Source organism: Pseudomonas sp. SMN11, from assembly GCF_052041945.1.
Taxonomy (GTDB): Bacteria; Pseudomonadota; Gammaproteobacteria; order Pseudomonadales; family Pseudomonadaceae; genus Aquipseudomonas.
Map to the genome: position 1 here is coordinate 1 of NZ_JBKGGW010000016.1, position 18,787 is coordinate 18,787.

Sequence of the window (18,787 nt, forward strand, 5' to 3'; positions counted from 1 at the left end):
ACCTGTGGGAGCCGCGCTTGCCGGCGATGTGCCGCACAGCGGCCCCAGCTTTTTGAAGAAATTGTTGCGAAATTGGCCATCCGGCGCCAAAACCCGGCGAACGCGCTACACTGCGCGTCCCTGCGCCCACACGATCGGGCGCGAAGCCACAGATTCCGGGGGCAGCATGTCGGGTTCCATCCTCTATATCCATGGCTTCAACAGCTCGCCGCTTTCCACCAAGGCGCGCCAGCTCGCGGCGGTGATGCAGCAGCTGGGTCTGTCGCAGCAGCTGCGCGTCCCGGAACTGCACCACCACCCACGCCAGGCCATGGTCCAGCTCGAAGCCGCCATCGCCGAGCTCGGGGCGCCCCTGCTGGTCGGCAGTTCGCTCGGCGGCTACTATGCCACCCATCTGGCCGAGCGCCATGGGCTGAAAGCCCTGCTGATCAACCCGGCAGTCACCCCGCACAAGCGCTTCGATGGTTATCTGGGTACCCAGCGCAACCACTACACTGGCGAGACTTGGGAGCTGACCCTGGACCATGTGCAGGCCCTGGCCGAACTGGAAGTGCCGGTGCCGACCGACCCAGGCCGCTATCAAGTGTGGCTGCAGACCGCCGATGAAACCTTGGACTATCGCCACGCCGAGCAGTATTACCGGGCTTGCGCCCTGCGTATCCAGGCCGGTGGCGACCACAGCTTCCAGGGCTTTGCCGAGCAGCTGCCAGGCCTGCTGGCCTTCGCCGGCATTGCCCGGCAGCAGTATGCGGCGCTCGATTTTTCTGTATTTTGATCTTATTGCATTCACCAGACTGACGACGAGAACCCATGGCCAATCCCAGCGCTAGCGCCTATAACGCAGACGCCATCGAAGTCCTCTCCGGCCTCGACCCGGTGCGTAAACGCCCGGGCATGTACACCGATACCAGCCGGCCTAACCACCTGGCCCAGGAAGTCATCGACAACAGTGTCGACGAAGCCCTGGCCGGCCACGCCCGCTCGGTGCAGGTCATCCTCCACGCCGACCACTCGCTGGAAGTCAGCGATGATGGCCGTGGCATGCCGGTGGATATCCATCCCGAAGAGGGCGTGTCAGGCGTTGAGCTGATCCTCACCAAGCTGCACGCCGGCGGCAAGTTCTCCAACAAGAACTACCAGTTCTCCGGCGGCCTGCACGGCGTGGGCATCTCGGTGGTCAACGCCCTGTCGACCCAGGTGCGCGTACGCGTCAAGCGCGACGGCAACGAGTACCAGATGACCTTCGCCGATGGCTTCAAGGCCAGCGAGCTGGAAGTGGTCGGCACGGTCGGCAAGCGCAACACCGGTACCAGCGTCTACTTCAGCCCGGACCCGAAGTATTTCGATTCGCCGAAGTTTTCCATCAGCCGCCTCAAGCACGTGCTCAAGGCCAAGGCCGTGCTGTGCCCGGGCCTGCTGGTCAGCTTCGAGGACAAGGCCAGCGGCGAGAAGGTCGAGTGGCACTACGAAGATGGCCTGCGTTCCTACCTGGTCGACTCGGTCAGCGAGTTCCAGCGCCTGCCCGACGAGCCGTTCTGCGGCAGCCTGGCGGGTAACAAGGAGGCCGTCGACTGGGCCTTGCTGTGGCTGCCCGAAGGCGGTGACAGCGTTCAGGAAAGCTACGTCAACCTGATCCCTACCGCCCAGGGCGGTACCCACGTCAACGGCCTGCGCCAGGGCTTGCTCGATGCCATGCGCGAGTTCTGCGAGTTCCGCAACCTGTTGCCGCGCGGCGTCAAGCTGGCGCCGGAAGACGTCTGGGAGCGCATCACCTTCGTCCTTTCGATGAAAATGCAGGAACCCCAGTTCTCCGGCCAGACCAAGGAGCGCCTGTCGTCCCGTGAGGCCGCCGCGTTCGTCTCTGGTGTGGTCAAGGACGCCTTCAGCCTGTGGCTCAACGCCCACCCCGAGCTGGGCATGCAGCTGGCGGAACTGGCCATCAGCAACGCAGGCCGTCGCCTCAAGGCCAGCAAGAAGGTCGAGCGCAAGCGCATCACCCAGGGCCCGGCGTTGCCAGGCAAACTGGCCGACTGCGCCGGGCAGGACCCGATGCGCGCCGAACTGTTCCTGGTCGAGGGTGACTCTGCCGGTGGTTCGGCCAAGCAGGCCCGCGACAAGGAGTTCCAGGCCATCCTGCCGTTGCGCGGCAAGATCCTCAACACCTGGGAAGTGGACGGTGGCGAAGTCCTGGCCAGCCAGGAAGTGCACAACATCGCCGTGGCCATCGGTGTCGACCCGGGCGCTGCCGACCTGTCGCAACTGCGCTACGGCAAAATCTGCATCCTCGCCGACGCCGACTCCGATGGCTTGCACATCGCCACCTTGCTCTGCGCATTGTTCGTCCAGCACTTCCGTCCGCTGGTCGAGGCCGGCCATGTCTATGTTGCCATGCCGCCGCTGTACCGCATCGACCTGGGCAAGGAAATCTACTACGCCCTCGATGAAGCCGAGCGTGACGGCATCCTCGACCGCCTGGTGGCCGAGAAGAAGCGTGGCAAGCCGCAGGTCACTCGATTCAAGGGTCTGGGTGAAATGAACCCGCCGCAGCTGCGCGAAACCACCATGGACCCGAACACCCGGCGCCTGGTCCAACTGACCCTGGACGACGTGCAAGGCACCACCGAGATCATGGATATGCTGCTGGCCAAGAAGCGCGCAGGCGACCGCAAGAACTGGCTGGAAACCAAAGGCAACCTGGCTGAGGTACTGGTTTGATTCGTCTGCTGGTCGCGGCCTGCCTGTCGCTGGTTGCCCTGCCGAGCCTGGCGGGCAACTGGCCGGAGCTGAAGCTGGCCTCCGAGCACCCGATCGAGGGCATGCGCGGCGGCAACCTGTCTGGCCTGGTCGAGTGCCGGGGCGGCCTCTGGGGTGTTTCCGATCGTGATGACGACCGCATTTACCGCTTCGACCAGCAGGACGCCGTTTGGCGCGCGCAGCCGCTGACCTTCACGCCACCTGCCGTGCCCGAGAGCGGCCTGCCGTGGGGATTGAAGTCGCGTAACTGGGCGGCCTCCTACGTGCGCGGTGGCGAGCTGGATTACGAAGGCATCACCTGCGACCAGGCAGGCAATCTCTACTTGGTCAGCGAGGCCCATGCGGCGGTGTTGCAGCTGCCTGCCGAGGGTGATCCGGAGTGGTTGAAAATCGACCCGATGATGGTGCGTCAGGCCCGTGCCAGCGGCATGTTGCTCAATTTCAACGCCCTTTTCGAGGGCCTGGCCATCAACCCGCAAGGTGATCGCCTGTGGCTGGCGGCCGAGCGCGAGCGGCGCGGCCTGGTGGCCATCGAGCGTCAGCAGTCGGTGTGGACCTGCGGGCGCAGCTGCGTGTTGCTGAGCGAAGCCGGGGTCGAGATGCAGCCACCACAGATGCCCGATCCCCGGGCACTGTCGCGCGACTTTGCCGACCTCGCCTGGTTCGACGGCAAGCTGTTCACCCTCGAACGCAATGCCTATCGCGTGTGCCGGCGTGATGCCACTGATGGCAAGGTCGAGCAGTGCTGGTCGTTCGCCGCCGAGGCACTGGTGCCGGAGCGCCGCTACGACCAGCCGTACGGCCTGGCCGAAGCGCTGGTGATCGATGCCAAGGGTGCCTGGATCGGCCTGGACAACAACAACGGTGATCGCGCCGATGGCGAAAGCCGGCCAATCGTCTGGCGCTTCGAGGCGCCGCAGGGCGGCTGGAGCGCCACGCCATGAGCCAGCCACCGGGCAAACGCGCCGGCAAGGTCCTGATGATCGTCGCCTGGGCGGCGGGGCTGTTCCTTGCCACGCGCTTCTTCGGGCAATGGGAAGACCACGAGCGCAACCCTAACACCCAGGTGCAGTCGTCCCATGGCGACGGTTTCATCGAAGTGCGCCTGCTGGGTAATGGCCAGGGGCATTTCGTGCTGGACGGCGCGATCAACGGCCAGGTGGTGCATTTCATGCTCGACACCGGTGCCACCGATGTGGCGATCCCGGAGTCACTGGCCAAGGATCTGAACCTGCAGCGTGGCAGCCCGGTGATGCTTAGCACCGCCAACGGCCGCACCGAAGGCTATCGCACCCGGCTGGATACCCTGCAGCTGGGTGATATCCACCTGCAGAATGTGCGCGCCCTGGTGGTGCCGGGCCTGGACGGGCAGACCGTGCTGTTGGGCATGAGCGCCCTGAAACAACTTGAATTTACCCAGCGCGGCGGCACCATGCTGCTGCGCCAGAACCTGAAATGACGAGGCCCGCATGAGCGACTCACTGGAACTCAGCCTGGACGGCGTCGAACGCCGCTCGCTGGCTGACTTCACCGAACAGGCCTACCTCAACTATTCCATGTACGTGATCATGGACCGGGCCTTGCCGCACATCGGCGACGGCCTCAAGCCGGTGCAGCGACGCATCGTCTACGCCATGAGCGAGTTGGGGCTCGATGCCGACGCCAAGCACAAGAAGTCCGCCCGTACCGTCGGCGACGTGCTCGGCAAGTTCCACCCCCACGGCGATTCGGCCTGCTACGAAGCCATGGTGCTGATGGCGCAGCCGTTCAGCTACCGCTATACCCTGGTCGACGGCCAGGGCAACTGGGGTGCGCCGGACGATCCGAAGTCGTTCGCCGCCATGCGATACACCGAGGCACGCCTGTCGCGCTACTCGGAAGTGCTGCTCAGCGAAGTGGGCCAGGGTACCGTCGACTGGGTGCCGAACTTCGACGGCACGCTGGAGGAGCCTGCGGTACTGCCGGCGCGTCTGCCGAACATCCTGCTCAACGGCACTACCGGTATCGCCGTGGGCATGGCCACCGACGTGCCGCCACACAACCTGCGTGAAGTGGCCAGCGCCTGCGTGCGCCTGCTCGACGAGCCCAAGGCCACCATCGAGCAACTGTGCGAGCACATCCAGGGCCCGGACTACCCGACCGAAGCCGAGATCGTCACCCCGCGTGCGGAGATCCAGAAGATCTACGAAAGCGGCCGCGGTTCGATCCGCATGCGCGCTGTGTACCGCGTCGAAGACGGTGACATTGTGGTCACCGCGCTGCCGCACCAGGTCTCCGGGGCCAAGGTGCTGGAGCAGATCGCCGCCCAGATGCAGGCCAAGAAACTGCCGATGGTCGCCGATCTGCGTGATGAGTCGGACCACGAGAACCCGTGCCGTATCGTCATCATCCCGCGTTCCAACCGCGTCGATGCCGACGAACTGATGCAGCACCTGTTCGCCACCACCGACCTTGAGAGCAGCTACCGGGTCAACGTCAACATCATCGGCCTCGACGGCCGCCCGCAGCTGAAGAACCTGCGCGCGCTGCTGCTGGAGTGGCTGGAGTTCCGCACCAACACCGTTCGCCGCCGCCTGCAGCACCGCCTGGACAAGGTGGAGAAGCGCCTGCACCTGTTGGAAGGCTTGCTCACTGCGTTCCTCAACCTGGATGAAGTGATCCACATCATCCGTACCGAAGAGCACCCCAAGCAGGCCCTGATCGAGCGCTTCCAGCTGACCGAGATCCAGGCCGACTACATCCTCGAGACCCGCCTGCGTCAGCTGGCGCGCCTTGAAGAGATGAAGATTCGTGGCGAACAGGACGAACTGCTCAAGGAGCAGGCCAAGCTGCAGGCCCTGCTCGGCAGCGACGCCAAGCTGCGCAAGCTGGTGCGCAGCGAGCTGATCAAGGACGCGGAAACCTATGGCGACGACCGCCGCTCGCCGATCGTCGAGCGCGCCGAAGCCAAGGCCCTGTCGGAAAACGAGCTGATGCCGACCGAGCCAGTCACCGTGGTGCTGTCGGAAAAGGGCTGGGTGCGCTGCGCCAAGGGCCACGACATCGACGCCACCGGCCTGTCCTACAAGGCCGGCGACGGCTTCAAGGCCGCTGCTGCAGGCCGTTCGAACCAGTTTGCCGTGTTGATCGACTCCACCGGGCGCAGTTATTCGGTGGCCGCGCATACCCTGCCATCGGCGCGCGGCCAGGGCGAGCCGCTGACCGGCCGCCTGACGCCACCGCCTGGGGCGACCTTCGAATGCGTGCTGCTGCCAGACGATGATGCATTGTACGTGGTGGCCTCGGACGCCGGTTACGGCTTCGTGGTCAAGGGCGAGGACCTGCAGGCCAAGAACAAGGCCGGCAAAGGCCTGCTCAGCTTGCCTAACGGTGCCAAGGTCATGACCCCGCGCCCGGTGGCCAACCGCGAGCAGGACTGGCTGGCGGCGGTGACCACAGAGGGTCGCCTGCTGGTGTTCAAGGTTTCCGACCTGCCACAACTGGGTAAAGGCAAGGGCAACAAGATCATCGGTGTGCCCGGTGATCGGGTCGCCAGTCGTGAAGAATTTGTCACCGATCTGGCGGTGGTTGCCGAGGGTGCAACCCTTGTATTGCAAGCCGGCAAGCGTACCCTGTCTCTTAAGCCAGACGACTTGGAGCACTACAAAGGCGAACGTGGCCGGCGCGGCAGCAAGCTGCCACGCGGCTTCCAGCGCGTTGACGGGTTGCAGGTGGAACTGCCGGCTTAATCCGACGAAATGTCTGGAACGGCAATTTCAGCGCCGTTCCAGCCAGAAATGCTGGAGTCGGGCCGATATTTCGCGGATGATAGTGCCCCTGCGGTGCCGGCGTGGCCGTGTGCCCGATTGAATCTCTATCAGTATCACTGCGGTTTGCCTGGTAGCGACCGCCTGGATGGGTTGAATGAAATTCCTGCGCCTTCCATTTGCGCTGTTGATGACGGGTTTGCTGGGACTGAGCGGATGCAGCATGCATCAGCCGGTTGCCCTGTACCAACTCGACAGCGGTGATCCTGGCCAGCCTTCACAGAGTGCGGGCATGGCCGTGGTGCTCGGCCCGGTGTCGGTAGCCGATTACCTGCAGCGTGAAACCTTCTTGCAGCGTCAGGCCGATGGCAGCCTGAGTTCGGCGACCGACGGTCGTTGGGCCGGCAGCCTGTCAGCGGACATCGATCAGTTACTGGTGCGCCAGCTGGCCTGGCGCCTGGACAGCCAGCGCGTGGTGCTGGCCCCGGCCAGCACTGGCTTCACCCCGGACGTGCAGGTGCTGCTGTCGATCACTCGCCTGGACTCGGGCAAGAACCAGCCAGCGATTCTCGATGCGCAATGGCGCCTGCTCGACCGTCGTGGCCATGTGCGTGACAACCGTATCGTTCACCTCGAGCAGCCGCACGAGGGTAGCGAGTCGTCCCAGGTTCAGGCCCAGGGGCAGTTGCTGCAGAAGCTCGCCGAACAGTTGAGCACGGCGGTCAAGCCGCTGGCCAACCAGCCCGCGGTTGCCGAAGAAGCACCGAAGAAACAGGCAGCGCCGGTACAGGTCAAGAAAGAACCGGAGAAGTCGAAGATCCCGATGGCTTCGCCGATTCGCACCGATATGGAAGTCTATCGGTTCTGATCGAACCGCCACCCACAAAAAAGCCCGCATGCTTGCGGGCTTTTTTGTGGGTATTCGAAATGGCTGGGGCTGCTTTGCAGCCTTCTCGCGACACAAGGCCGCTCCTACAGGGGATTGCGGTCTCTTGTAGGAGCGGCCTTGTGTCGCGAAAGGGCCGCAAAGCGGCCCCAGGGATCTGAAGTCAGGCCCGGCGCTCGTGCATGCGCGCCAACTGACGCTCCAGCATCGAAGGGTAAGGCTCCATCAACCGCTCCACACAGCATGCCCCCTCAGGGCTGGCGATCGGCCGGATCCGGGCGCGCTTGCGGATCAGCTCGTCATCACTGATTTGCCGCTCTACCAGCAGCAGGTTGCGGCTGTGTTGCGACAGTGCCAATGCGTCCTGGGCCTTTTCGGCCATCAGCAGGTCGACCTGTTCCAGGCCTTGCAGGTCATCCCCCAAGGCCAGGCCCAGTTGCAGTTGCAGGGTGATGCCACTGTCAGCCACTTCGATCTGCAGGGCATGGCCCAGCGCCCGCAGCAGCTCGCCACAGCAGATGGCATTGGTCAGGTAATCCTCACCGCAGTCGCGGCTGTGGAACAGTACCAGCGTGCTGCCATCGTTGAGCGTGTGGATGTCGCCTTCATACAGCGAGGCAGCCTGCTCCAGGCAGCCACGATAGCGTTCCAGCAGCTCGGTCAGGCGCGTGCGTGGCAGGCGACGCAGTTGCTCCTGGGAACCCAGTTGTACGGCCAGTACAGCGGTATTCTGTGGCTCGTCGGACTCGACCACGGCAGGCTTGGCCGCCGGTTGCTCCTCATCGTCCAGCAGCCCGGCGAAGGCCTCGTCGTCATCCTCGTCCGCCTGGACCACGGCCTTGGCGCGCTGTGCGGGCTTGGCCGGGGCTTCGTCGTGCAGGTCGTCGAACTCGTCTTCGTCCTCTTCTTCCTCCGGTTCCGGCTCGGGCGGAGGTGGCGGCGCCAGGCGCGCATGAAGCTGACGGGCGATGTCGCCGATCTCATCCTGGCGATCGATGGCTGGGGTGTAAGGGTGCGGGTCACGCAGCCACACCCGCAGTTGCAGCAGCGGCAGGGTGATGTGGCGACCTTGGCGCAAGCTCAGGCTCAGCGCCAGGGCCAGCAGGATGGCGGCGAGGATGCCCATGCTCTGCAGGCTGATCAGCATCGGCTGCTGGAACTGGCTCATGTCCAGGCTGATGCGCAGCTGACCGGCGGTCACGTCCTGGAACGTGATCTTGGTCTGGTACAGGCCTTCGGCTTCGCCCAGCAGGCTGTTGCGCGGGCGCTGGCCAGCCTCGGCGAGGATGCGGTTATCCACGCTGTAGATGGCCGCATGGGCCACCAGCGGGTTCTTCACCAGGTTGCCCAGCAGCACGTTGAGGCTGAGGATGTCGTTCGACACCAGCAGCTCGGTCGCCGAGGTGGCGGTCTGGGTGGTCAGGCTCTGGCCGAGGGCATCGGCCTGCTCGTGCATGGCCTGCTTGAACTGCAGGCCCATCACGCAGGCATAGATCACCAGCGCCAGCGCCACCAGGAAAATGTTGGTGGTGGCGATGCGTAGTGCCAGCGGCACGCGACGTTGGCGCAGGGCTCGGAAGATCATGATGAAGAAGTTGTCGGTTTTGACGGGCGTGGGCCGGTTCACAGAGCGCGGCTCTTAATGGCATAAAAGTGTTGGGCAGTATAGCGAGCAGTGTTTTGTCGGCAAAGTAGAGTTGGCGCCCGATGGTCATGGAAAATCGGTAGAATGCGCATTTTTCATCGAAGTCGGAGCCAGGTTGTGCGCGAAATCGTTCTGATCAACATCACCGGTGAGGACCGCCCGGGTCTCACCGCCGCCATTACCGGCGTCCTGCTCCAGGGCGGTGTGAACATCCTCGACATCGGCCTGGCGGTCATGCACGGCACCCTGTCGTTCGGCATCCTGGTCGATATCCCGGACAACGAAGTGGCTACCGGCCTGCTGCAGAGCGTGCAGTCCAAGGCCCATGAGCTGAACCTGCAAGCGCGATACACGCCGATCTCCGAAGCCGATTACCAGCACTGGGCCGATGCCCAGGGCGAAGCGCGACATATCGCGACCCTGCTCAGCCGCAAGATCACGCCCGAGCAGCTGCAGCGCGTCAGCGCCGTCATCAGCCAGTACGGCCTGACCATCGAGCGTATCGAGCGCCTGTCGGCGCGGGTTACCCTGGGTGCTCCGAGCGAGAAGGGCAAGGCGGCGCTGGAAATTTCCGTGCGTGGCGTGCCGAGCGACGCCCAGGCATTGCGTGCTGACTTCTTCGCGTTGTCCGAAGAGCTGAACATCGACATCGCGTTCCAGAAGGACGACCTGTTCCGTCGCAATCGCCGCCTGGCGGTCTTCGACATGGACTCGACGCTGATCGAGGCTGAAGTCATCGACGAACTGGCCAAGGCGGCTGGCGTGGGCGAGCAGGTTGCCGCGATCACCGAGCGGGCCATGCGTGGCGAGCTGGACTTCCGCGCCAGCTTCAAGGAGCGCATGGCGCTGCTCAAGGGCCTGGATGTCGGTGTACTCGACGAGATCGGTGCTTCCCTGCGCCTGACCGAGGGTGCCGAGAACCTGTTCGCCGAGCTCAAGCGTCTTGGCTACAAGACGGCCATTTTGTCCGGCGGCTTCTCGTATTTCGCCAAGCAGGTGCAGGCACGCCTGGGCATCGATTACGTGTTCGCCAACGAACTGGAAGTGGTCGATGGCAAGGTGACCGGCGTGGCCGTGGAACCGATCGTCGATGCCCAGCGCAAGGCTGACCTGCTGCAGCAGCTGGCCAGTGAAGAAGGCCTGCAGCTGGAACAGACCATCGCCGTGGGCGATGGCGCCAACGACCTGCCGATGCTGTCGCTGGCCGGCCTGGGCGTGGCCTTCCGCGCCAAGCCGCTGGTGCGCCAGTCGGCCAAGCAGGCGATTTCCACCCTGGGGCTGGATGGCGTGCTGTACCTGCTGGGCCTGCGCGACCGCGACGCCCGCGGCTGATCCGCCGTTAAAAAAAAGGCCCTGCATTTGCAAGCAGGGCTTTTTTTATTGCCAGGATCAAGCCTGGGCAGGGGTCGCCAGGAGTTCACCCATTCGCACAGCCGAAGCTGCGCCCAGGGTTTGGGCCCATTTCACTTGCTCTGGCCCGAACAGCACGATAGCGGTTGAACCCAGCTTGAAACGGCCCAGTTCGGCGCCTTTTTCCAGGTGAATCGGCGCACGGCTTTGTTCGTCGTAACGGAACGTCTTCAGCTCACGCTTCGGCCGAGTGACCAGGCCTGCCCACACAGTCTCAATCGAAGCGACGATCATGGCGCCGACCAGCACAACGGCCATTGGCCCGCGCTCGGTATCGAACAGGCACACCACGCGTTCGTTGCGGGCGAACAGCTCCGGTACGTTTTCGGCAGTGGTCTGGTTGACCGAGAACAGGCGGCCCGGCACGTAGACCATCTCACGCAAGGTGCCGGCCAGCGGCATGTGTACGCGGTGGTAATCCTTAGGCGACAGGTAGATGGTGGCGAATTCGCCGCCCATGAACGGCGCGGCCAGTGCCGGGTCACCGCCGAGCAACTCAAGCGCGCTGAAGCTGTGGCCCTTGGCCTGGAAGATACGACCGTGTTCGATTGGGCCCAACTGGCTGACGGCACCGTCGGCCGGGCAGAGAATTGCGCCCGGGGTTTCGTCCAGCGGGCGTGCACCTGGTTTCAGGGCGCGGGTGAAGAAGGCGTTGAAGTGCTCGTAGGCGGTGAGGTCTTCGACCAGCGCTTCGCTCATGTTCACCTGGTAGCGCTTGGCGAACCAGGCGGTGAAGGCGTTCTTGAACCAGCGCGCACGGCACTCGGCGACGCAGCCAGCCAGGCGCGACAGCAAGTGGTGCGGCAGCAGGTACTGGCTGAGGATGAACAGACGGGATTTCATTGAGTTGATTGTCCTTGAACTTCGACAGGCGTGTCCGGGTGGTTGCCCCATTCGCTCCACGAACCGGCATAGGCCTTGATGCGTGGGTAGCCGAGGGACTTGGCCACCAGGTAGGTGAAACCGGAGCGGCGGTGGGTCTGGCAGTGGGTGATCACTTCCTTGTCCGGCGTGATGCCCAATTGTTGCAGAACTTCAGCGATGTCTTTGCGGATGCGCAGATGGTCGTTGAGGTCCATGCCGGCCGTCCACTCGAAATTGACGGCGCCGGGAATGTGCCCAGCCTTGGCGGCCAGGACTTTTTCGCCGTTGAATTCCTGCGGGCCGCGGGCATCCCAGACCACCAGGTCATCCGAGCCCAGGCGGCTTTGCAGGTATTCGCGCGTGGCAGTCGGCTCGCTGTGCAGTTGCAGGTGCACGGGGGCGTTGCCCGGCGTTGGTACGTCGGTGGAGAGCTTGTCCGCTGGCCAGGCCTGGATACCGCCATTGAGGTAGTGGTAGCGCGAATGGCCGATGACATCGAGCAGCCAGATGAAGCGCCCGGCCCAGCCGCCACCTTCGTCGTCATACACCACGTAGACGGCATCGTCGCGGTGGCCCAGCTCGCTGAACAGCTTTTCCAGATCGGCCAGGGCCGGCAGCAGGCCGGGTGCCGGAGGCTGGCCGAGCTGGGTGCGCTTGCCCTCGACGAAGCGGGCGCCGGGGATGTGCCCGCTGACATAGCGGTTGGCGCTGCTCAGGTCGACCAGAATCAGCTGGGGTGAATCCAGGCGCGGCAGCAGGTCTGCGGCTTCGATCACCAAAGGCAGGCCGGAAAAGTCAGTCATCCACGTTCTCCAGTGTGGAAAGGGGGCGATTGTAGCGCAAGGCTCAGGCGCCGCGGTTGGCAAACACCGCCAGCGCACGCTCGATACATTGCGAAGTCTTGCCGAAGGCTTGCACGCTGACATCGGCCAGTGGTTTGCCACCCTGGTCGGCCACCGCCAGCATCAGCACCTGATCACCGACGGCCAGCGAGCGCAGCAACAGGTGTTCGCTGTGGAACAGCGCACGCAGTGGTGCTGGCAGCAGCGCCGAGAACTGGGCGTGGTTCTCGGGCGTCAGGCGCAGTTGGCCGACTTTGCTCATCAGCTTTTGCAGCAGTTTGTTCTGTTCGATGTCCAGAGCAATGCCACCGGCTTCCTTGGGCAGGCCGGCGATCTGCTGCACGCGCAGATAATCGGCGGTCTTGTCCAGGCTCAGCAGCATGATGCGCTGCATCCCGCAGGCTTCCAGTGCTTGGCGCGCATGGGTGGCCAGGTGCACGGCATTGGTGAACGGGCTTGGTTGTGCCAGCAGTTCCTGGCACAGCTTGCGCCAGCGACCGAGCGCTTCACTGGAAGGCGGTGGCGGGGTGAGCATGTCCGGGTGCGGGCGACGCTGGTCCCAAGGCCAGATCAGCGCCTCGGCAGGGTGGAACAGGGCATGGCGGGCGTGGCGCCGGGCGCTGGCCGCCGCTTGTTGGTGAACCTGCTGTTGCACGTCTTCCAGCGAAGTCTGCAGGTAGAGTGCGGTCAGCAGTTGCCAGCGCAGCAGATGCGGGTTGTCCCAGCCCACCTGCGCTGCCAGCGCCAGGTTGTTGGCCAGCAGCACAGTGTTGGCCGGTTCGTTGAACCAGCGGCGCAAGCCGGGTGCTTCGTCCAGGTGATGCTGCTGGCTGAGCGGGTCTTCTTCGCGGGCGATGCTCAATACTAATGCCAGTTGGTCGCGCTCTTCGAGCAGCAGGCGATAGCCTTGGGTCACCCACTTGGGCAGGCGCCAATGTTCGGCCATGGCCTGGCACAGGGCGAAGATGCGCACGCCGAACAGTTCCTGCTCCACGTCTGCCGCAGTTTCGCCCTTGTGGATTACCCGCAGCTCCCAGGCGTCCAGCAGCTTGGGGTAGGCCAGGGCCAGTGGCCACAGCGGGGCGAGGAACAGCAGGCTGCCCCAGTGGATCTCCTGCCACAGTCGCGCCAGGCGGCTGGCAAAAAGACCGTTGGCCTGTTGCGCGGCGTGCTGGCTGATCAGCAGGAATTGACGCAGCACCGGCGGAATGTCGTCTTCCGGCAGGGCGGGCAGGCGCATCAGCAGTTCCTTGCTGCGTGCCAGGCCCAGGCGATTCAGGGCGACTTCCAGGCTTTCGGCGGGCTCGGCCTGGCTGGCGTTGGCGGGGTGGTTGGCCTCGCGCATCACCGACAACACCAGGGCGGGGCTGTCCTGCATCAGTTCGGCGATGTCGCGCAACGAGCGGCGGTTGTCGTTGATCGCGCTCATGACCCGGTCGTAACTCTGCTTCGGGACCGGTACACGAACACCGTCGAGCAGCTTGACCCAGGCTTCTACAGTACGCGGATTCTGAGTGGGCACCTTGGATTCCATTGGCATTTTGACATCAGTCCGAACTGGCTTTTCGCTTTTAGTGGCTATAGTCTGGCGCAGTTCTGCCGATAAGTAGAAGAAGAGTTTTAAAGCTCCCGTCCCACTCCCTGACCACGACAGCAAGTGCTTTGATCCTATGGCTAAAATTATCGGCATCATCGTCGTATTCGCGAGCGTGCTCGGCGGATATGTACTCTCCCACGGCAAGATCGCGGCGCTGATCCAGCCGTTCGAAGTGCTGATCATCGGCGGTGCAGCCTTTGGCGCCTTCATGCAGGCCAACCCTGGTTACATGACCATGCATGTAATCAAGAAGTCGATGAAGATGTTTGGCTCACGCTTTTCCCATGCGTTCTACCTGGAAGTGCTGGGCCTGGTGTATGAGATCCTCAACAAGAGCCGTCGCGAAGGCATGATGGCGATCGAGAGCGATATCGAAGACGCCGCCGCCAGCCCGATCTTCGCCAAGTACCCGGCGGTGCTGGGCGATGAGCGCATGACCGCGTTCATCTGCGACTACCTGCGCATCATGTCCACCGGCAACATGGCGCCCCATGAGCTCGAAGGCCTGTTCGACATGGAGCTGCTGAGCATGAAGGAAGAGCTCGAGCACCCGTCGCATGCGGTCACCGGCATCGCCGACGGCATGCCTGGCTTCGGTATCGTCGCGGCGGTATTGGGTATCGTGGTGACCATGGCATCGCTCGGCGATGGCGACCAGAAGGCCATCGGCATGCACGTGGGTGCGGCACTGGTCGGTACCTTCTTCGGTATTCTCGCGGCCTATGGCTTCTTCGGCCCGCTGGCCAAGTGCCTCGAGCACGATGCCAAGGAAGAGCTCAACCTCTACGAATCGATCAAGGCCTCGCTGGTGGCCTCGGCTTCGGGCATGCCGCCTTCGCTGGCTGTCGAGTTCGGGCGCAAGGTGCTCTATCCGAAGCATCGCCCAAGCTTCGCCGAGCTGGAACAAGCGGTTCGCGGTCGCTGAGTCATGGAGAACAATCAGCCGATAATCATCAAGCGCGTCAAGCGCTTCGGTGGCGGGCACCATGGCGGCGCCTGGAAGATCGCCTTCGCCGACTTCGCCACGGCGATGATGGCGTTCTTCCTGGTGCTGTGGCTGTTATCCACCGCTACGCCTGAACAGAAGATCGCCATTGCCGGCTACTTCAAGGACCCGATCGGTTTTTCCGAGAGTGGCACGCCTTACATCATCGACCTCGGTGGTTCGCCGCAGCTGGCGCCGGAAAAGACCATCAACCCGGAGCAGAAGTCCGAGCCTACGCCTGACACCAGCATCCAGCTGGACAAGGACCAGGTCGAGACCATGGCCGAACAGGTCGAGCGCGAGCGCCTCGAGTTGCTGTTGCAGGAGCTGCAGAACAAGGTCGAGGAAAACCCGCAACTGCAGAAGTTCAAGGACCAGATCCTCTTCGAGATTACCCAGGACGGCCTGCGCATCCAGATCATGGATGCCGAGAACCGGCCGATGTTCGACATCGGCAGTGCGCGCCTGCAGCCATATTTCGAAGACATCCTGCTGGCCATGGCCGACACCATCAAGGCGGTGCCGAACAAGATCAGTATCAGTGGGCACACCGATGCCAAACCGTACTCCGGAACTGGCGACTTCGGTAACTGGGAACTCTCCGCCAACCGTGCCAACGCAGCCCGTCGAGCCCTGGTTGCCGGCGGCTATCCGGATGGCCAGGTGGCACGGGTGGTGGGTTATGCCTCGTCGTCGCTGTTCGATCGCAAGGACCCGTTCAACCCGGTCAACCGGCGTATCGACATCATCGTCCTGACCAAGAAGGCGCAGCGCGACATCGAGGGTGAGCAGGGTACACCCGAAGCGCCAGCTCAGCCTGCTCCCCCAGCCGGGGCAGCGCCTGGGGCTGCGGCCCCGGCAGCACCGGCGGCAGGGGATGCGCCTGCCCAGGCGCCGATGCAACCGCGTGAGCTGCGCCAGAAGCTGAACATCTTCGAGGATGGGACCTTGAAGATGGATGAGCAAAAGGACCAGTAACGGCTGACAGGGGCTGCAACGCAGCCCAATGCTTCAAAAACCTCGCCTGATCTTGGCCTTGAGATCGGCATGAAAGAAATCCGCATTGTCCCGGTCGACATTCGACCCATGCTCCGCTGGCAGAATCATCGCTCGCTGAAACGTGCACTCATCGTGATACGCCCGCACGAACAGGTCGATATGTGCCCGTTCGCGCATCACTGGCCACCTGTCGAGCGGTTCGGGTAGCTCGCAGCTCCCGCTGCAATAGAAACTCACCCGTCGATTGGCTGTCATCGCAGCCTCCAGCAGCCTGGCAGTCCACCAGTCATCGCTGGCTTCTGCGGGTAGCAGGCCGATCCAGTGGGTTGCATCGCTTATCTGTTGGCAGGCACTGCCATGAGCGTCTTCGCGGGTTTGCCCGTCGGCACCGAACTCCACCAGCTGGGCGGTGATGCCTTCGAGCAGCAGGCGTTCGTTGAGGATGAAGGCGTCAAGCCGCTCTTCGTGGCGGTAACTGATAAAAACCGGCATCGACGATGCCCTCCCTGATAGAAGTCATGACCTTCAGGGAAAGCGGCAGGTAGGGCAATAGATGGCAGGAAAACCGGAGGCGTCCTACACGCTCCGGTAATAATTCCTACAAATCAGTAGCTGTCTTCCGGCAAGCTGGCGATGATCGAACGGTAGCTGTTCATCCGCTGCGGTTTGATGCGGCCGTCTTCGAGGGCCTTGAGCAGTGCGCATCCCGGTTCGCGATCATGCTTGCAGTCGCGGAAGCGGCAGGTGCCGAACAAATCGCGGAACTCGATGAAACCGTCCTCGACGTCGTCGCGGCTGACATGGCCGAGGCCGAATTCGCGGATGCCCGGCGAGTCAATCAGGTCGCCGCCGTTGGGGAAGTGATACAGGCGCGCGGTGGTGGTGGTGTGCTGGCCCTGGCCAGACCATTCGGACAGGTCGCCGACGCGGGTGCCGGCATCTGGCAGCAGGCTGTTCACCAGCGACGACTTGCCCACGCCCGACTGGCCGACGAACACGCTGATGTGCCCATCGAGCATCTGCTGCAGGCGAAGCATGCCGTCGCCGTGGTGCGCGGAAACTTCCAGCAGCGGGTAGCCCAGGTCACGATAGACCTCAAGCAGCGCATGCAGGCCCGGGCCGTTCTCTTCGTCGATCAAATCGGCCTTGTTCAGCAGCAGCAGCGGACGGATGCCGGCGTGCTCGGCGGCCACCAGGTAGCGGTCGATCAGGTTCGGGTGCGGCTCTGGTGCGGGGGCGAAGACGATCACGATCAGATCGACGTTGGCCGCAACCGGTTTGAGCTGGCCGTGGTTGTTAGGCCGGCACAGCTCGGTGCTGCGCGGCATCTGCGCGACGATCACGCCGATGCCCTGGTTGCCGGCGCGCCAGACTACGCGGTCGCCCGTGACCAGCGCTGGCAGGTTGGCCCGCAGGTGGCAGCGGAATACCTGGCCGGCAGCTTCGCCGTCCTGGGCCTCCACCTCGACCTGCACACCGAAGTGGGCGATCACCAGGCCCAATTGTTCCGGCCCCAGGTCACCGCCCTCCAGCTCCTGCAGCACGTGCTGCTCGCGTTTGGCGGCGCGAGCGGCGCGTTCGTTCTGGATTTTTTCGATACGCCAGTTCTGGCGACGATTGAGCTGGCGTTTGGCCATGGACCTTCCAAGGTGGGGCAAGTTGAAAACGGCAGGCAGTTTAGCACGCCAGCTCACTGACCATTCTGGTTACCTTTGCGCCGCGCATGCGCAGGCCGGCGTCGCTAGGCTAATATGACGGCCTATACGAGGAGCCCCTTCATGCAGAACCCACAGAACCTGATCTGGATCGATCTGGAAATGACCGGCCTGGATCCGGACCACGACGTCATCATCGAGATGGCCACCATCGTCACCGACAGCGAGCTCAACACCCTGGCCGAAGGCCCGGTGATCGCCATCCACCACAGTGACGAAGTGCTGGCGCGCATGGACGAGTGGAACACCCGCACCCATGGCGCTTCGGGCCTGACCCAGCGCGTGCGTGACAGCAAGATCAGCATGGCCGAAGCCGAAGCGCAGACCATCGCCTTCCTCGAGCAGTGGGTGCCAAAAGGCAAGTCACCGATCTGCGGCAACAGCATCTGCCAGGATCGCCGCTTCCTCTACCGGCACATGCGCAGCCTGGAAAACTACTTCCACTATCGCAACCTCGATGTCTCCACCCTGAAAGAGCTGGCCGCACGCTGGGCGCCGGATGTGCGTGACAGTTTCAAGAAGGGCAGCACCCACCTGGCGCTGGACGATATCCGCGAGTCGATCGCCGAACTGCGTCACTACCGCGAGCATTTCATCAAGGTGTGAGCTGAAAGGGCGCAGATATTGTGCTCGCGCCCTCTTTTGGTGCCATAGGCAACTGGTTAGACTGCGCGCCTTTCCCGCACGGACCCGCGCCATGTTGTTGATGCTCTACCTGATCGCCATTACCGCCGAAGCCATGACCGGTGCCCTGTCCGCCGGCCGCCGCGGCATGGACTGGTTTGGCGTGGTGCTGATCGCCTGCGTGACCGCCCTGGGTGGCGGCTCGGTGCGTGACGTGCTGCTTGGGCACTACCCGCTGACATGGGTGAAGCACCCGGAATACCTGGTATTGACCAGCTGCGCCGCGCTCCTGACGATTTTCATCGCGCCGATGATGCGCCGTTTGCGTTCGCTATTCCTGGTGCTGGATGCCTTGGGCCTGGTGGCCTTTACCCTGATTGGCTGCATGACCGCGCTGGAGATGGGCCAGGGCATGCTGGTGGCGTCGATCAGCGGGGTGATCACCGGGGTGTTTGGCGGGATCCTGCGGGACATCTTCTGCAACGACATCCCGCTGGTGTTTCGTCGCGAGCTGTATGCCAGCGTGTCGTTCGCGGCGGCCTGGTTCTATCTAGGCTGCGTGTACTTCAAGCTACCGGCGGAGCAGGCGATGCTGCTGACCTTGTTCGGTGGCTTCCTGGTGCGTTTGCTGGCGATCCGTTTCCACTGGGAAATGCCCAAGTTTCACTACAACGATCAGCAGTGAGTTCCTGGGGCTGCTTTGCAGCCCTTTCGCAGGCA

General features: G+C 63.5%; 17 protein-coding genes. 11 read left to right on the plus strand and 6 right to left on the minus strand.

Annotated elements, in window-relative coordinates:
* Nucleotides 1–166: 166 nt before the first annotated feature.
* From ACLEJU_RS15225 to ACLEJU_RS15250, 6 genes are all read left to right on the plus strand, one after another.
* A complete protein-coding gene (locus tag ACLEJU_RS15225; RefSeq protein WP_435424854.1) occupies nucleotides 167–775 on the plus strand; it encodes a YqiA/YcfP family alpha/beta fold hydrolase in 609 nt (202 codons plus the stop codon).
* 35 nt (nucleotides 776–810) lie between these two features.
* Nucleotides 811–2,715 carry a DNA topoisomerase IV subunit B gene (gene parE / locus ACLEJU_RS15230; protein WP_294333176.1) on the plus strand — a complete coding sequence of 635 codons (1,905 nt, stop codon included), beginning with the start codon at nucleotides 811–813 and terminating at the stop codon, nucleotides 2,713–2,715.
* Nucleotides 2,712–3,698: an esterase-like activity of phytase family protein gene (locus ACLEJU_RS15235; protein ID WP_435424853.1), complete on the plus strand. Its 987-nt coding sequence runs from the start codon at nucleotides 2,712–2,714 to the stop codon at nucleotides 3,696–3,698. Before parE ends, ACLEJU_RS15235 begins: the two co-directional genes overlap by 4 nt.
* Complete coding sequence (locus tag ACLEJU_RS15240) at nucleotides 3,695–4,213, plus strand: retropepsin-like aspartic protease family protein (RefSeq protein ID WP_159412340.1); 519 nt, start codon at nucleotides 3,695–3,697, stop codon at nucleotides 4,211–4,213. The genes ACLEJU_RS15235 and ACLEJU_RS15240 overlap by 4 nt, the downstream gene beginning before the upstream one ends.
* A gap of 10 nt (nucleotides 4,214–4,223) precedes the next feature.
* Complete coding sequence (gene parC / locus ACLEJU_RS15245) at nucleotides 4,224–6,482, plus strand: DNA topoisomerase IV subunit A (protein WP_435424852.1); 2,259 nt, start codon at nucleotides 4,224–4,226, stop codon at nucleotides 6,480–6,482.
* 175 nt (nucleotides 6,483–6,657) lie between these two features.
* A complete protein-coding gene (locus ACLEJU_RS15250; RefSeq protein ID WP_435424851.1) occupies nucleotides 6,658–7,368 on the plus strand; it encodes a PqiC family protein in 711 nt (236 codons plus the stop codon).
* A 181-nt stretch (nucleotides 7,369–7,549) separates the two neighbouring features.
* On the opposite strand, the gene ACLEJU_RS15255 is transcribed toward ACLEJU_RS15250, so the two are convergent.
* Nucleotides 7,550–9,013: a histidine kinase gene (locus ACLEJU_RS15255; RefSeq protein WP_435424850.1), complete on the minus strand. Its 1,464-nt coding sequence runs from the start codon at nucleotides 9,011–9,013 to the stop codon at nucleotides 7,550–7,552.
* 135 nt (nucleotides 9,014–9,148) lie between these two features.
* On the opposite strand from ACLEJU_RS15255, the gene serB reads away from it, so the two are divergent.
* Entirely contained in the window at nucleotides 9,149–10,363 is a 1,215-nt protein-coding gene (gene serB / locus ACLEJU_RS15260) for a phosphoserine phosphatase SerB (RefSeq protein WP_163985954.1), read from the plus strand.
* Nucleotides 10,364–10,420: 57 nt separating this feature from the next.
* Here serB and asd read toward each other — a convergent pair whose 3' ends face one another.
* The 3 genes from asd to ACLEJU_RS15275 are packed head-to-tail and all read right to left on the minus strand — an operon-like array spanning nucleotide 10,421 to nucleotide 13,687.
* Entirely contained in the window at nucleotides 10,421–11,284 is an 864-nt protein-coding gene (asd, locus tag ACLEJU_RS15265; RefSeq protein ID WP_435424849.1) for an archaetidylserine decarboxylase, read from the minus strand.
* Nucleotides 11,281–12,108 (minus strand): rhodanese-like domain-containing protein, encoded by an 828-nt coding sequence (locus ACLEJU_RS15270; protein WP_435424848.1) that lies wholly within the window; start codon nucleotides 12,106–12,108, stop codon nucleotides 11,281–11,283. The genes asd and ACLEJU_RS15270 overlap by 4 nt, the downstream gene beginning before the upstream one ends.
* Before the next feature lie 43 nt (nucleotides 12,109–12,151).
* Nucleotides 12,152–13,687, minus strand: coding sequence for an HDOD domain-containing protein (locus ACLEJU_RS15275; protein ID WP_435424847.1), 1,536 nt, complete (start codon nucleotides 13,685–13,687; stop codon nucleotides 12,152–12,154).
* 130 nt (nucleotides 13,688–13,817) lie between these two features.
* On the opposite strand from ACLEJU_RS15275, the gene motA reads away from it, so the two are divergent.
* Together motA and motB are read left to right on the plus strand one after the other, a co-directional pair.
* Nucleotides 13,818–14,669 (plus strand): flagellar motor stator protein MotA, encoded by an 852-nt coding sequence (gene motA / locus ACLEJU_RS15280; RefSeq protein ID WP_079229923.1) that lies wholly within the window; start codon nucleotides 13,818–13,820, stop codon nucleotides 14,667–14,669.
* Between the two features lie 3 nt (nucleotides 14,670–14,672).
* Entirely contained in the window at nucleotides 14,673–15,707 is a 1,035-nt protein-coding gene (gene motB / locus ACLEJU_RS15285) for a flagellar motor protein MotB (RefSeq protein WP_435424846.1), read from the plus strand.
* Nucleotides 15,708–15,740: 33 nt separating this feature from the next.
* On the opposite strand, the gene ACLEJU_RS15290 is transcribed toward motB, so the two are convergent.
* Together ACLEJU_RS15290 and rsgA are read right to left on the minus strand one after the other, a co-directional pair.
* Complete coding sequence (locus ACLEJU_RS15290; protein ID WP_435424845.1) at nucleotides 15,741–16,220, minus strand: molecular chaperone Tir; 480 nt, start codon at nucleotides 16,218–16,220, stop codon at nucleotides 15,741–15,743.
* A gap of 113 nt (nucleotides 16,221–16,333) precedes the next feature.
* A complete protein-coding gene (rsgA, locus tag ACLEJU_RS15295) occupies nucleotides 16,334–17,365 on the minus strand; it encodes a small ribosomal subunit biogenesis GTPase RsgA (protein ID WP_435424844.1) in 1,032 nt (343 codons plus the stop codon).
* Between the two features lie 141 nt (nucleotides 17,366–17,506).
* On the opposite strand from rsgA, the gene orn reads away from it, so the two are divergent.
* Nucleotides 17,507–18,049, plus strand: a complete 543-nt coding sequence (orn, locus tag ACLEJU_RS15300; RefSeq protein ID WP_435424843.1) for an oligoribonuclease — start codon at nucleotides 17,507–17,509, stop codon at nucleotides 18,047–18,049.
* A 91-nt stretch (nucleotides 18,050–18,140) separates the two neighbouring features.
* Nucleotides 18,141–18,752: a trimeric intracellular cation channel family protein gene (locus ACLEJU_RS15305; protein ID WP_103445901.1), complete on the plus strand. Its 612-nt coding sequence runs from the start codon at nucleotides 18,141–18,143 to the stop codon at nucleotides 18,750–18,752.
* The last annotated feature ends 35 nt before the right edge of the window (nucleotides 18,753–18,787 follow it).